The 13,628-nt window shown below is 69.4% G+C and carries 13 protein-coding genes; 12 read left to right on the plus strand and 1 reads right to left on the minus strand.

Annotated features, from left to right (window positions below; translation table 11 throughout):
• Window positions 1–193: 193 nt before the first annotated feature.
• Window positions 194–910, minus strand: coding sequence for a class I SAM-dependent methyltransferase (locus ACQP2T_RS07955; RefSeq protein WP_433515544.1), 717 nt, complete (start codon window positions 908–910; stop codon window positions 194–196).
• A gap of 62 nt (window positions 911–972) precedes the next feature.
• On the opposite strand from ACQP2T_RS07955, the gene ACQP2T_RS07960 reads away from it, so the two are divergent.
• The 12 genes from ACQP2T_RS07960 to ACQP2T_RS08015 all read left to right on the plus strand — a co-directional run bounded on the left by ACQP2T_RS07960 (window position 973) and on the right by ACQP2T_RS08015 (window position 13,619).
• On the plus strand, window positions 973–1,389 hold the full coding sequence (locus tag ACQP2T_RS07960; RefSeq protein ID WP_433515545.1) for a signal peptidase I: 417 nt from the start codon (window positions 973–975) through the stop codon (window positions 1,387–1,389).
• A gap of 126 nt (window positions 1,390–1,515) precedes the next feature.
• Window positions 1,516–5,004 carry a transcription-repair coupling factor gene (gene mfd, locus ACQP2T_RS07965; protein WP_433519732.1) on the plus strand — a complete coding sequence of 1,163 codons (3,489 nt, stop codon included), beginning with the start codon at window positions 1,516–1,518 and terminating at the stop codon, window positions 5,002–5,004.
• A gap of 28 nt (window positions 5,005–5,032) precedes the next feature.
• Entirely contained in the window at window positions 5,033–5,650 is a 618-nt protein-coding gene (locus tag ACQP2T_RS07970; protein ID WP_433515546.1) for a SurA N-terminal domain-containing protein, read from the plus strand.
• Window positions 5,651–5,653: 3 nt separating this feature from the next.
• The gene (locus ACQP2T_RS07975) at window positions 5,654–6,592 is read left to right on the plus strand and encodes a MazG family protein (protein ID WP_433515547.1); all 939 of its coding nucleotides are present in this window, start codon (window positions 5,654–5,656) and stop codon (window positions 6,590–6,592) included.
• Window positions 6,593–6,634: 42 nt separating this feature from the next.
• Window positions 6,635–7,912: a phosphopyruvate hydratase gene (gene eno / locus ACQP2T_RS07980; protein ID WP_433515548.1), complete on the plus strand. Its 1,278-nt coding sequence runs from the start codon at window positions 6,635–6,637 to the stop codon at window positions 7,910–7,912.
• Between the two features lie 110 nt (window positions 7,913–8,022).
• Window positions 8,023–8,415: an FtsB family cell division protein gene (locus tag ACQP2T_RS07985; protein ID WP_357943959.1), complete on the plus strand. Its 393-nt coding sequence runs from the start codon at window positions 8,023–8,025 to the stop codon at window positions 8,413–8,415.
• 58 nt (window positions 8,416–8,473) lie between these two features.
• The gene (locus ACQP2T_RS07990) at window positions 8,474–8,962 is read left to right on the plus strand and encodes a DUF501 domain-containing protein (protein ID WP_357943961.1); all 489 of its coding nucleotides are present in this window, start codon (window positions 8,474–8,476) and stop codon (window positions 8,960–8,962) included.
• Window positions 8,953–9,897: an exopolyphosphatase gene (locus ACQP2T_RS07995; protein ID WP_433515549.1), complete on the plus strand. Its 945-nt coding sequence runs from the start codon at window positions 8,953–8,955 to the stop codon at window positions 9,895–9,897. The genes ACQP2T_RS07990 and ACQP2T_RS07995 overlap by 10 nt, the downstream gene beginning before the upstream one ends.
• Before the next feature lie 177 nt (window positions 9,898–10,074).
• Window positions 10,075–11,526: a hypothetical protein gene (locus ACQP2T_RS08000; RefSeq protein ID WP_433515550.1), complete on the plus strand. Its 1,452-nt coding sequence runs from the start codon at window positions 10,075–10,077 to the stop codon at window positions 11,524–11,526.
• A 99-nt stretch (window positions 11,527–11,625) separates the two neighbouring features.
• On the plus strand, window positions 11,626–11,952 hold the full coding sequence (locus ACQP2T_RS08005; RefSeq protein ID WP_358444342.1) for a PadR family transcriptional regulator: 327 nt from the start codon (window positions 11,626–11,628) through the stop codon (window positions 11,950–11,952).
• Window positions 11,949–12,800, plus strand: a complete 852-nt coding sequence (locus tag ACQP2T_RS08010; protein WP_433515551.1) for a hypothetical protein — start codon at window positions 11,949–11,951, stop codon at window positions 12,798–12,800. The genes ACQP2T_RS08005 and ACQP2T_RS08010 overlap by 4 nt, the downstream gene beginning before the upstream one ends.
• Before the next feature lie 18 nt (window positions 12,801–12,818).
• Window positions 12,819–13,619, plus strand: coding sequence for a uracil-DNA glycosylase (locus ACQP2T_RS08015; protein WP_433515552.1), 801 nt, complete (start codon window positions 12,819–12,821; stop codon window positions 13,617–13,619).
• The last annotated feature ends 9 nt before the right edge of the window (window positions 13,620–13,628 follow it).

Here is a 13,628-nt window from a genome sequence, read left to right on the forward strand (position 1 = left end):
GGAGCGTCCGTCCTCAAGGACCTCGGCCGCGACGGACCGTGTTCCTTCTCGCGCCCGGGAGGGTGTCCCACCCCAAGGACCTTGGCCACGACGGGCGGTCTTCCTTCTCGCCCTCCGGAGGGGATATCCCTCCTAAGGACGTCAGCCACCACGGACCGTCACGGTGTCCGAGGCGGTCGTGACGAACCACACCCTAAATGAGCCGAGCGAAGTGATTCTGCGGCTTCTTGATCACCATGGCGATCTCATCATGCGTCGCCGGAAACCGGTCGCGAGTCAGCTTGGCCGTCATCCGGACGGCCACCCGCCCGACACGCCCCATGGCCGGACCGCTGGTCGCCGTGTGGTCGTCGGTGATCATGAGCCCGCGCGTGAGGCAGAAGGTGTGGATCCCGTCGCGCGAGGTCACCGGCCCATAGACGGCCGGTAGCGGGCCCGGTGTGCCGGCTGACACCAGGTGCGGCCAGATCAGCCGCCGCAGCCACCACGGGGTGATCCGGTCGAGCAGGCCGTAGGCGGATTTCCGGTCGCGCATGCGCAGTAGGATGAGCCCGCCGGGGCGCAGCGCCTGCAGCAGCCGGTCGAAGACCAGCTCGGCGTGCTGGATCCGCTCCAGCAGGAACGACAGCTGGATCACGTCCACCGACCTCGGGGGCAGCGGGACGCACCGCAGGTCGCCCAGTGACCACATGGCGAGATCGGCTCGCTCGCCGACCACTCTCCTGATCGGTGGCAGGTCCTCGTCGACGCCAGTGGCCCTGGTGTCGATCCGGTCCAGGACCAGTGGCTCGTCGTGCGCGCATCCGGCGACGAGCACGTCGAGCCGCCTGCCGAGCCGTCCGGCCCACTGCTCGCGGATGCGCTGACCAAAGAGATCGCCCCTTGGGGCTGCCGATCGCACCTCAGACATGTCACCCAGAGTAATCAATCGACGCCAATTAGTAAGCCATTTCCCTGCTAGCGTCCTGCGCCGTGAGTGATCTCGTGTACGTGGGCAACGCGAATGTCGACGCCGCGATGGACCATGGCTGGCTCCTGGGCCATTTCAAACCCTATGGCGACCCGAGAAACAGCGACGCGGTGGAGATCAAATGGGGCACCCACTCTCCGGGTGACGAACGCGCCGAGTGGGTGCGGGGCGAGGAGCGTACGGCGCTGCTCATCCTCATCTCGGGTCGCTTCCGCGTCGAACTACCGGGCAGGAGCGTCCTGCTCGCCGAACGGGGTGACTACGTGGTCTGGGGCAAGGGCGTGGACCACTCCTGGCACGCGGAGGAGGAGTCGGTGGTGCTGACGGTCCGCTGGCCATCCGTCCCGGGCTACAAGGTCCCGCATCCGGGCGAGGTCCTGGAGTCGGACAAGGTCCCGCATCCGGACGAGGTCCTGTAGCTGTACGAGGTCCTGCACCCGTACAAGGTCCCAGAGCCGGACGGGGGCGTGGGGCAGATGCGAATAGGCTTGTAGCACAACCCCCACGCCCGCCGGCTGGGGGTAATCGTCGTGGGGCTGTCGAAAATGAGTCTGTCCGGGCTGCTTGATCTTGTCGTCACCGATCCCAAGCTGACCGCCGCTCTCGAAGAGGGCGGCGACATCGCGCTGGTGGCGCCGTCCGCGCTGCGGCCGTTCGGGGTGGCCGCGCTGGCCGGGCACGATCAGCGGGCCGTGCTGGCGATCACCGCCACCGGCCGCGAGGCGGAGGACCTGGCGAGCGCGCTGACCAGCCTGATGGAGCCCAGCTCGGTGGCCGTCTTCCCCGCCTGGGAGACGTTGCCGCACGAGCGGCTCTCCCCGCGCAGCGACACCGTGGGTCAGCGGCTGGCCGTGCTCAGGAGGCTCGCACACCCGGTCAAGGACGACCAGGCGGCCGGCCCGCTCAGTGTGGTGGTCGCGCCGGTCAGGGCGCTGCTCCAGCCGATCGTCAAGGGATTGGGCGATCTGGAGCCGACCCGCCTGCGCGCGGGCGACGACGCCGACCTCGACGGGGTCGTACGCCGGCTGGTCGACAACGGCTACCACCGGGTCGACATGGTGGAGAAGCGGGGCGAGGTGGCGGTCCGCGGCGGACTGCTCGACGTGTTCCCGCCGACCGAGGAGCATCCGCTGCGGCTGGAGTTCTGGGGCGACACGGTCGAGGAGATCCGCTGGTTCAAGGTGGCCGACCAGCGCTCGCTGGAGGCGGCGGACGGCGGGCTGTTCGCGCCGCCGTGCCGCGAGCTGCTGCTCACCGCGGAGGTCAGGGAGCGGGCGCGTGAGCTGGGCCGGGAGCACCCGGCGCTGGCCGAGGTGCTCGACCAGCTCGCCGAGGGGACGCCGGTCGAGGGCATGGAGGCGTTCGCGCCCGTGCTGGCGGGGGAGATGGACCTGCTGCTCGACCACCTGCCCGGCAACGCCGCGGTGTTCGTCTGCGATCCCGAACGGATCAGGGGGCGGGCCGAGGAGCTCGTACGCACCTCGCAGGAGTTCCTGGAGGCGTCGTGGATCAACGCGGCGGCCGGTGGCGAGGCGCCGATCGACCTCGGGGCGGCGGCGTTCCGCTCGCTCGACGACATCCGCGGCCACGCCGACGTGCTGGGGCAGGCGTGGTGGACGATGGCGCCGTTCGGGGCCGGGGTCGAGCTCGACGCGCAGGACTCCGAGGCCTACCGGGGCGACACCAGGAAGGCGCTGGAAGACGTCAAGGGCTGGCTGGCCGAGGACAAGGCCGTCGTGCTGCTGAGCGAGGGGCACGGCCCGGCCGAGCGGATGGTCGAGGTCCTCAAGGGCGTGGACGTTCCCGCCCGGTTGGTGAAATATCTGGACAAGTCGCCTGAGGCGAAGGTCGTCCATGTGTCGACGGGGTTGATCGAGCACGGGTTCATCACCCCCAACCTGGCCGTGCTCACCCACCTCGACCTCGTCGGCCAGAAGGCGTCCACCAAGGACATGCGCCGCCTGCCCTCCCGCCGCCGCAACATGGTCGACCCGCTCCAGCTCAAGATCGGCGACAACGTGGTGCACGAGCAGCACGGCGTCGGCCGCTACATCGAGATGGTGCAGCGCACGGTCCAGGGCGCGACGCGCGAATACCTGGTCATCGAGTACGCCAAGGGCGACCGCCTCTACGTCCCCACGGACCAGCTGGACGAGGTCACCCGCTACGTAGGCGGCGAGGCCCCGACGCTCAACCGGATGGGCGGCGCCGACTGGGCCAAGGCCAAGACCAGGGCGAAGAAGGCGGTCAAGGAGATCGCGGGCGAGCTCATCCGCCTCTACTCCGCCCGCATGGCCTCGCCCGGTCACGCCTTCGCCGCCGACTCCCCGTGGCAGCGGGAGATGGAGGACGCCTTCCCGTACGTCGAGACCGGCGACCAGCTGGAGGCCATCGACGAGGTCAAGCGCGACATGGAGCGCGGCGTCCCGATGGACCGGCTGATCTGCGGCGACGTCGGCTACGGCAAGACCGAGATCGCGGTGCGGGCGGCGTTCAAGGCTCTCCAGGACGGCAAACAGGTCGCCGTGCTGGTGCCGACGACGCTGCTGGTGCAGCAGCACATGTCGACGTTCACCGAGCGCTTCTCCAGCTTCCCCGTCTCGCTCAGGGCGGTCTCCCGCTTCCAGACCGACGGCGAGGTCAAGGGCACTCTGGAGGGCCTGCGCACCGGCGCCGTGGACCTGGTGATCGGCACCCACCGGCTGCTCAGCCCCGAGGTCCGGTTCAAGGACCTGGGGCTGATCATCATCGACGAGGAGCAGCGGTTCGGCGTCGAGCACAAGGAGGCCATGAAGCACCTGCGCACCCAGGTCGACGTGCTGGCCATGTCGGCCACGCCGATCCCGCGCACCTTGGAGATGGGCCTGACCGGCATCCGGGAGATGTCGACCATCCTCACCCCGCCGGAGGAGCGGCACCCGATCCTCACCTTCGTGGGGCCGTACGACGAGAAGCAGATCGGGGCCGCCATCAGGCGCGAGCTGATGCGCGACGGCCAGATCTTCTTCGTGCACAACCGGGTGGCCTCGATCAACCGGGTCGCCGCCCGGATCAGGGAGCTGGTGCCCGAGGCGCGCATCGCGGTGGCGCACGGGCAGATGAACGAGCACCAGCTGGAAAAGATCATGGTCGGCTTCTGGGAACGCGAGTACGACCTGCTGGTCTGCACCACGATCGTGGAGTCCGGGCTCGACGTGCCCAACGCCAACACACTGATCGTCGACCGGGCCGACAACTACGGCCTCTCGCAGCTGCACCAGCTCAGGGGTCGCGTCGGGCGAGGCAGGGAACGGGGTTACGCCTACTTCCTCTACCCGCCGGAGAAGCCGCTCACCGAGACCGCCCACGAGCGGCTGGCGACGATCTCGCAGCACACCGAGATGGGCGCGGGCATGTACGTCGCGATGAAGGACCTGGAGATCCGCGGCGCGGGCAACGTGCTCGGCGCCGAGCAGTCGGGCTTCATCGCGGGCGTCGGCTTCGACCTGTACGTCCGGCTCATGGCCGAGGCCGTGCAGGAGCAGAAGGCCAAGCTGTCGGGCGCGGAGGTGACGGAGGAGCACCCCGACGTCAAGGTCGAACTGCCGATCAACGCGCACATCCCGCACGACTACGTCACCAGCGAACGGCTGCGCCTGGAGGCGTACAAGCGGATCGCCACCATCTCCGCCGAGATCCACATCGACGAGGTACGCGCCGAGCTGACGGACAGATACGGCAAGCCGCCCGTCGAGGTGGAGAACCTCCTGGCCGTCGCCCGCTTCCGCATCAGCGCCCGCCAGGCCGGGCTCACCGATGTCACACTGCAGGGCCAGAACATCAAGTTCGGTCCGGTCAGGCTGCGGGAGTCGCAGCAGGTACGCCTCGACCGCCTGTACAAGAAGGCCATCTACAAGCAGGCGGCGGAGACCCTGCTGGTGCCCGCGCCGAAGACCAAGCCCCTTGGCGGGCAGCCGTTGCGTGACCTCGACCTGCTCAAATGGTGCGGTGACCTGGTCGAGGCCATGTTCTTGGAGCCCGCGAGGGTAAGCTAGCCGCGGTTTTTGTCGGGAAAGGACGCACGTGAAGTCGATTCGAGTGGCTGTGGCCGCTGCCGTGGTGGGTGTCGCGCTGACCGCCTGCTCCTCGCCTATGGAGGCCGGAGCCGCGGCCGTCGTGGGCAGTGAGCGGATCTCAGCGCGCGACCTGAACAAGAACGTCCAGGAATATGAGGCCGCGCTGCGGAAGGTCAACATCGAGCCGTCGCAGCTCGGTGTGTCGGTCAACCAGTTCGTTCTGTCCAGGATGGCGGAGCAGAGCCGGCAGCAGCAGCTGGCCGACAAGTTCGGCGTACAGGTCAGCGACTCGGAGATCGACGCCGCGGCCCAGGACAAGGGCGAGCAGCAGACGGCCGAGATGAATCTGCTGTCCAAGGCCGTCTCCCCGGCCAACCCGCGCGGTTACCTGCGGGCGGCGCTCGGCGTGAACAAGGTGCTGGAGAAGCTCGGCGGGCCGCAGAACCAGCAGGCCGTGGAGAAGTTCAAGGCCGCCTACAACGCGATCGCCCCGGTCTTCAGCCCGCGCTACGGCGCGATCAGCCAGCAGGGCTTCGTCGACGCAGGCCGGTTCGGCAAGCCGTCGGCGACGACCGGGCAGGCCGGCCAGGGCGAGCAGCAGCAACAGCAGCAGTCGCAGGGTTAGCCCGTGCCGCTGATCATCGTCACCACCTCACCGCGGGTCGCGCCGGGTCTGCTGAGCCACCAGGCGTGGCAGGCGTTCGGCTCGGGCCGCGTGCTGACCGGGTCCGCGGATCATCCGCAACTGCCCTACCTGGCCGAGGCCGGGGTCGAGGTGGCCGTCGTCACGCCTGTCCCCGCCGAGCTGGCGCGGCGGGCGGTGACGGAGACGGTGGTCTGGCTGGCCGCCGAGGACTCCGAGGACTTCATGCGGGCGGTCGGCCACGCGGCCGTCGTGATGGCCGAGCCACCGCTGATCGAGGTCGTGCCGGGCTCCTACGACCTGCCGGGCGCGCGGGTGCTCGACCTGGTCGCGGTGATGGAGCGGTTGCGCACCGAGTGCCCGTGGGACCGCAAGCAGACGCACGAGACCTTGGTCCCGTACCTGCTCGAAGAGGCCTACGAGGTGCTGGAGACGATCGAGCAGGGCGACTACCCGGCGCTGCGCGAGGAGCTGGGCGATCTGCTGCTGCAGGTGGTCTTCCACGCGCGGGTGGCCGACGGGTTCGACATGGACGATGTGGCCGAGGGGATCGTCGAGAAGCTGGTGCGGCGGCATCCGCACGTGTTCGGCTCGGTGCGGGCGGAGACCGCCGACGAGGTGAACGACAACTGGGAGGCGATCAAGGCGGCCGAGCGGGCGGCGAAGGACGAGCGTCCGTCGGTGCTCGACGGGGTGCCGATGGGGCAGCCCGCCTTGTCGCTGGCCGCCCAGCTGGTGCGCCGGGCCGAGCGCGGGGGCGCCCCCGACGGGCTGGCCGCCGCGATCTCGCAGGGGGTGGGGCGCGAGCTGTTCGACCTGGTCCGCCGCGCCCAGGACGCGGGAATCGACGCCGAGGCCGAGCTCCGCGCCGCCGCTCGCGACTACCGTGACCGCGTGCTCCGGTGGGAGTCGGAGCACCGATAGGCTCTGAAGGCATATTGCCTTTCGATTTAGGAGCGCAAACCCGTGGCTACCATCGAGGTCGTATACGCGCGCGAGATCCTCGACTCCCGGGGCAACCCGACCGTCGAGGTCGAGGTGATCCTCGACGACGGCGGCAGGGGGCGCGCGGCGGTGCCCAGCGGCGCGTCGACCGGCCAGTTCGAGGCCGTGGAGCTGCGTGACGGAGACGAGCGCTACGGCGGCAAGGGCGTGGAGAAGGCCGTGCTCGCCGTCACCGACGAGATCTTCGAAGAGATCAACGGCATCGAGGCCGAGGACCAGCGCATCATCGACCAGATCATGATCGATCTGGACGCGACGCCCAACAAGTCCAAGCTGGGCGCCAACGCCATCCTGGGCGTCTCGCTGGCCGTGGCCAAGGCCGCCGCCGACAGCGCCGAGCTGCCGCTGTTCCGTTACCTGGGCGGCCCCAACGCCCATCTGCTGCCCGTGCCGATGATGAACATCCTCAACGGCGGTGCCCACGCCGACACCAACGTCGACATCCAGGAGTTCATGATCGCGCCGATCGGCGCGAGCACGTTCCGCGAGGCCGTGCGCATGGGCACCGAGGTCTACCACGCGCTCAAGGGCGTGCTGAAGGAGAAGGGCTACGCCACGGGGCTGGGCGACGAGGGCGGCTTCGCGCCCAACCTGCCGTCCAACCGCGACGCGCTCGACCTGATCCTGGTCGCCATCGAGCGGGCCGGCTACACGCCGGGCGACGACATCGCCCTCGCGCTCGACGTGGCCGCCTCCGAGTTCCACAAGGACGGCGTCTACACGATCGACGGCAAGGGCGTCTCGGCCCAGGAGCTCATCGCCTTCTACGCGGACCTGGTCGACAACTACCCGCTCGTCTCGATCGAGGACCCGCTCGACGAGGAGGACTGGGCTGGCTGGAAGGCCATCACCGAGGCCATCGGCGACAAGGTCCAGCTGGTCGGCGACGACCTGTTCGTGACCAACCCGGAGCGGCTCGGCCGCGGCATCGCCGAAGGCACCGCCAACGCGCTGCTGGTCAAGGTCAACCAGATCGGCACCCTGTCCGAGACCCTCGACGCGGTCGACCTGGCCCACCGCAGCGGCTACCGCTGCATGATGAGCCACCGCTCCGGCGAGACCGAGGACACGACGATCGCCGACCTGGCCGTGGCGGTCAACTGCGGCCAGATCAAGACCGGCGCGCCCGCCCGCTCGGACCGCGTGGCCAAGTACAACCAGCTCCTGCGCATCGAGGAAATTCTCGACGACGCCGCTCGCTACGCGGGTCGCGGCGCTTTTCCGCGCTTCCAGCGCTAGTTTCGGGTACGGCTCGCGGCATGGCGGGTATGCCGCGAGCCGATCAGAAGGGTGCAAATAGCACCATCCGCTAAGTTCGGCCACCGAACTGGACACGGAGGTGTGAACCATTGGCGAAGAGGCCGCAGCTGACCGGGCGGGCCGCCATCCTGGCGATCGTGGTGTGCGCGATCGCGATGAGCCTGGCCTACCCTGTACGCGAGTACATCGCGCAGCGCCGCGGCATCGCGGAGTTGCGGGCGGAGAAGGCACGGGTCGAGGCCGACCGCCAGGCGCTGGCCGAGCAGGCGCAGCGGATCCGCGATCCCAACTGGATCAAGCGGACCGCCAAGGAACGGCTGCACTACTGCGGGCCGGGCGAGAAGTGCTACGTGGTCATGGACGCCAAGCCGGACAAGACCACGACGACGGTCAAGCAGCCGGCCGCGACGCCGCCGTGGTACCAAACGCTGTGGGAATCGGTCGAGGCCGCCGACACGGGCCAGGGCCGCAAGGCCGGATGAGCACCGACTCGGGCCGGAGCCGTAAGGCACCGAGTCGGTGGCGTGTGAGGGGAGAGCGTTGGACAGCAGAGACGTCGACGCGGTGCAGCGGCAGCTGGGCCGCCCGCCGAGAGGGCTGCGCGAGGTGGCGCACCGCTGCCCGTGCGGCAACCCCGACGTGGTGGAGACCGCGCCGAGGCTGCCCGACGGCTCGCCGTTCCCCACGCTCTACTACCTGACCTGCCCCAAGGCGGCCTCCGCGATCGGCACGCTCGAAGGCTCGGGGCTGATGCGCGAGATGCAGGCCAGGCTGGCCACCGATCCGGAGCTGGCCGCCGCCTACCAGGCCGCGCACGACGACTATGTGGCCAGGCGCGACAAGGCCGCGGAAGAGCAGGGCACGGAGCCGCTGCCGCGTGACATGCAGAGCACCGGCGGCATGCCGCTGCGGGTGAAGTGCCTGCACGCGCTCGTCGCGCACGAGCTGGCCGTGCCCGGATCCAACCCGTTCGGCCGGGAGGCGCTGGATGCCCTCCCCGAGTGGTGGAGTGACGGACCATGCGTGTAGCCGCCGTTGACTGCGGCACCAACTCCGTACGCCTGCTGATCGCCGACGTCGGCGACAACGACCTCACCGAGATCGAGCGGCGGATGGAGATCGTACGTCTGGGCGAGGGGGTCGACCAGACGGGGCGGCTGGCTCCCGAGGCGCTGGAGCGGACGTTCGCCGCGATGCGTACCTACCGCAAGCTCATCGACCAGCACGGCGCCACGGCGACCCGGGTGGTGGCGACCAGCGCGACGCGCGACGCCGCCAACAGGCAGGAGTTCGTCGACGGGGTGCGCGAGATCTTCGGGGTGGAGCCCGAGGTGGTGACGGGCGCGGAGGAGGCGGAGCTGTCGTTCGTCGGCGCGACCAGGGGGCTGGTCCGGCTGTCGCGGGAGACCGGGATACCGCAGGGGCCGCTCCCGCCCTACCTGGTCGTCGACATCGGGGGCGGCTCGACCGAGTTCGTGGTCGGCTCCGAGCACGTCATCGGCGCGCTGTCGGTCGACATCGGCTGCGTACGCCTGACGGAGCGGCACCTGCGCGACGCGGGCGATCCGCCGTCGGCGGAGGCGCTGGAGGCCATCGTGGCCGACATCGAGGCCGCGCTCGACCGGGTCGCCGAGGCGGTGCCCGTCCACGAGGCGCACACGCTGGTGGGTCTGGCGGGCTCCGTCACGACGGTGGCGGGCATCGCACTAGACCTGCCCGCCTACGATTCGGAGCGGATCCATCACTCGCGGGTGACCGCCCAGCAGGTGCACGAGGTCACGCGACGGCTGCTCGCGATGACCCATAGTGAGCGAGCCAGGATTCCGGTGATGCATCCCGGGCGAGTCGACGTGATTGGCGTGGGTGCCCTGATTCTGGACCGCATCGTGCGGCGTTTCGCGTTTACGCAGGTCGTCGTGAGCGAACACGACATTCTGGACGGAATCGCCTACTCCATGGCCTGATTTTTCCGGCGAAAATCGGACAAATCTGGGATTCGGCTGTGTTGAGCGTGCAATCAGTTTTATGCTTAAGTAAAGGGGCATTGCGGGGGCTTTGTCATATTGCCGGACACGGGTGGTGTCGGCGTGGCGACCGTTCCCGGAGCGCATCTTTTCCCTAACGGAATGGAGCACTCTCACATGAACTCATCTCGTCCATTAGCGCGTAAGGCGGCGGCATTCGGCGCCTCCGCCGCCGTGCTGGGCGCCATGGTCGCGGGGCTGGCAGCCGCTCCCGCCCAGGCGTCCACCCAGGCCACCGCGGGCAAGGCCAGCGCCGCGGCGACCTCCTCCAAGGCCAGGCCCAAGGTCTCGGTATCCACGCCCATGGCGTCGAGCCGCGACAACGACGGCTCCTGCCCGGTGAAGGTCGACATCTCGGCCAAGATCAACGTCAAGCTCGACGGCAAGACCGAACTCGCCTACCGCTGGCTCCACGGAGACGGCTCCAAGGGCAAGGTCAAGGTCCTGAAGCTCAAGGGCCACGGCACCAAGTCGGTCAAGATCGGCCAGACGCTCACCTTCCAGGAGGACGTCAAGGGCTGGGAGGCCGTGCAGATCCTCGGTCCGCGCAAGGTGACCTCCAAGAAGGGCTACTTCTCGGTCACCTGCCAGGACGCCGTCGTCGTCGACAAGGATCAGCTGAGCGGCAGCAAGAAGATCTCGGTCAGCGCCTGGGCCGACCCGAGCTCGTACGTCGGGCCCTGTACCCCCGGCGACAAGGTCAACTTCCTTGGCCGGATCAAGGTCGACGACCCCACGTGGGTCAAGTACCGCTGGGTCCTGGACGGTCGCGTCGTCGACTATGGCCGGACGAAGGTCTACCACTCGAAGACCGTCTCCTTCGGCTACTCGCCGCGTGAGAGCCAGCGGGGCTACGCCGTCCTGCAGGTCGTCGGGCGCGGCGGCGGCTCCTCCTCGGACCGGGCCTACTACAAGGTCTGGTGCAAGGACGAGGCTCCTTCGACGCGGGTCTCGGCCACCAACCTGGTGACCTCGACCAATAACGACGGCTGCAAGGTCGGCGCGCACGCCAGCATCAACTCGACCGGCCGCGCGCGGGTCGAGTACACGTGGTACGTCAACGGCCAGTCCGTTGACAGTGGTGTGGTCGGGTTCGGCCGCGAGGGCTCGCGTACCGTCGAGCTGTCGGACCGCGTTCTCTCCGGCTCCGCGACGAAGGGTGGCCGGGTGACCCTGGCCGTCTCCGGGCCGCGGAACAACGACTCGATCAGCCAGTCCTACGCCGCCTGCGAGGCCCCGAAGCCGAAGGTCTCGGTTTCCAGCCTCTCGGTCTCCGGCCAGCGCAACGAGTTCTGCGCCGACAAGCGTGGCCCCGGCGTCGACTTCAAGGCGACGATCTCCAGCACCGCCCCGACCACCGTCAAGTACTACTGGGTGATCGACGGCAAGCGGGAGAACCCGGACCTCGAGCGTACGGTCAACGGCAGCGTGGATGTGACCTGGGGCATCGCGGGCGCGCAGAGCGCCAGCGAGACCAAGGGTTCCGTCCAGCTCGTGGTCACCAGCCCCGACTCGGCTTCCGCTTCCACCAGCTTCTCGGTGAGCTGCCCGAAGCCGGCCGGCGCCTGATCAGTTGAGTTGAGTTGAGTTGAACCGGGTGGTGCCCTCGTGGCGCCGCCCGGTTTTTCTGTTTGCTACTACTGCGCTTTGCGGAGTAGTGTGCATCGCGTGGATAGCAGCCAGCTGCTCAAGGGCGTGCTCGATCTGGCGGTCCTCGCCGTGCTCGACGAACGGGATGGCTACGGCTACGACGTCGTGCGCAGGCTGAGGGAGGCGGGGCTCGACGACGTCGGAGACGCCTCCGTGTACGGCACGCTGCGCCGCCTGTTCAAGGCCGGCGCGCTCAACTCCTACGTGGTGGCCTCCGACGAGGGGCCCCACCGCAAGTACTACGGGCTCAACGAGGTCGGCAGGAGCATGTACGCCTCGTCGGCCAAGACCTGGACCTCTTTCGCGGCCACCATGGCCTCCCTGCTCAAGGAGGGGCAAGCATGATCACGCCCGAACAGTACGCGCAGGCCGTACGGGATGCCCTGGCCGACCATCCGGAGCGCGAGGAACTGCTCGAAGACCTGGACGACCACCTGGCGGAGATCGCGGCCGAGTCCGACGCGCCACTGGAGGAGCGGCTGGGGTCGCCCGCCGCCTACGCCGAGGAGCTCGTAGCCGCCTATGGGGGCCGGCCGGAGAGCGGCAGGAAGCCCCGACGCCGGGCGAAGGAGCGGATCGCGACCTTGCACTCCCGGCTCCTGCGACAGGCGCCCTACCGGGGCTTCACGGGCTTCCTGCCCGAGTTACGGCCCGGGTGGTGGGTGCTGCGCGGCTACCTGGTGGCCATGGTGCTGCTGAGTGTGGCCATAGACCCCCGGCTCGTGCCGGGGACCCTGACCGACTGGGTGGTGGTGGCCGTGTGCGTCTGGGCCTCGGTCTGGCTGGGCAGGCGGTCGAAGGGGCGCCTCGCGGCGACGACCGCCTTCGCCGTCAACCTGGCGGCCGTGCTCGCGCTGGCCGCCGGGTTCGTGGCGGCGCAGCCGGTCGAGTCGTCCGAGCCGGTGAGCTACGCGGTGGCCGACGCCCCCGTGATCGTGCAGAACATGGCGCGGTCGGACGGGTTTTACAACATCAAGCCGTATGCCAAGGACGGCACCCCACTGGCCGATGTCTACCTCTACGACCAGGACGGAAATCCGATCATCACCCGCCCCGAAGAGCACGGCTACATGGTCGACCGCTCGTGCGGCGAGCCGATTCTCAACCGCTACCCGCTGCCGCTGGTCGAGGCCGCCCCCGAGGCGCAGACCGCCGCCCCATGCCCCAGCCCGAGTCCATCGGCCACCAAGTGATCGGGCACCATCGGTGCCATGAGCTTCGTACCTCCGGGCACCGGCTGGCCCGGCGACCCGGCGACCGCTGACACCCCGGTCGCCCACGACCCCGCGGACGTGCGCCGCATCGCCGCCGCCGGCAGCACCCTGGCGGAGCTCACGGCCGCGCAGTCCGTCTGCCGGGCCTGCCCGCGCCTGGTGGAATGGCGCGAGGAAGTGGCCGAGGTGAAGCGGCGCGCGTTCGCGGACGAGACCTACTGGGGGCGGCCGGTCCCCGGATGGGGCGACGACCGGCCGCGCGTCCTGCTCGTCGGCCTGGCCCCGGCCGCGCACGGGGGCAACAGGACCGGGCGGATCTTCACAGGCGACCGCAGCGGAGACTGGCTGTTCGCCTCGCTGTACCGCGCCGGACTGGCCGTACAGGAGACGAGCACGCACGCCGGTGACGGGCAGCGGCTGATCGGCGCCCGGGTGGTGGCCTCAGTGCGGTGCGCGCCGCCCGCGAACAAGCCCACGCCCGAGGAGCGGGCCACCTGCTTCCCGTGGCTGTCGCGGGAGCTCACGCTGACCGCGCCGAGCGTGCGGGTGGTCGTCGCGCTGGGCGGGTTCGCCTGGCAGGCCATGTGGCCCGCGCTGAAGGACGCGGGCTACACGCTGCCGCGCGGCAGGCCGCCGTTCGGGCACGGCGTCGAGGTCCAGGTCTCGTACGGGCAGGCGCCGGTGACCCTCATGGGCTGCTATCACCCCAGCCAGCAGAACACCTTCACCGGCAGGGTGACCGCCCAGATGCTCGACGACGTCTTCGTCAGAGCCAGGGCGCTGGGGTGTGACGCGTAGCACCACCTG

Origin of the sequence: Nonomuraea sp. CA-143628 (genome assembly GCF_050942315.1) — a bacterium.
In the GTDB taxonomy this organism is placed as follows: Bacteria; Actinomycetota; Actinomycetes; order Streptosporangiales; family Streptosporangiaceae; genus Nonomuraea.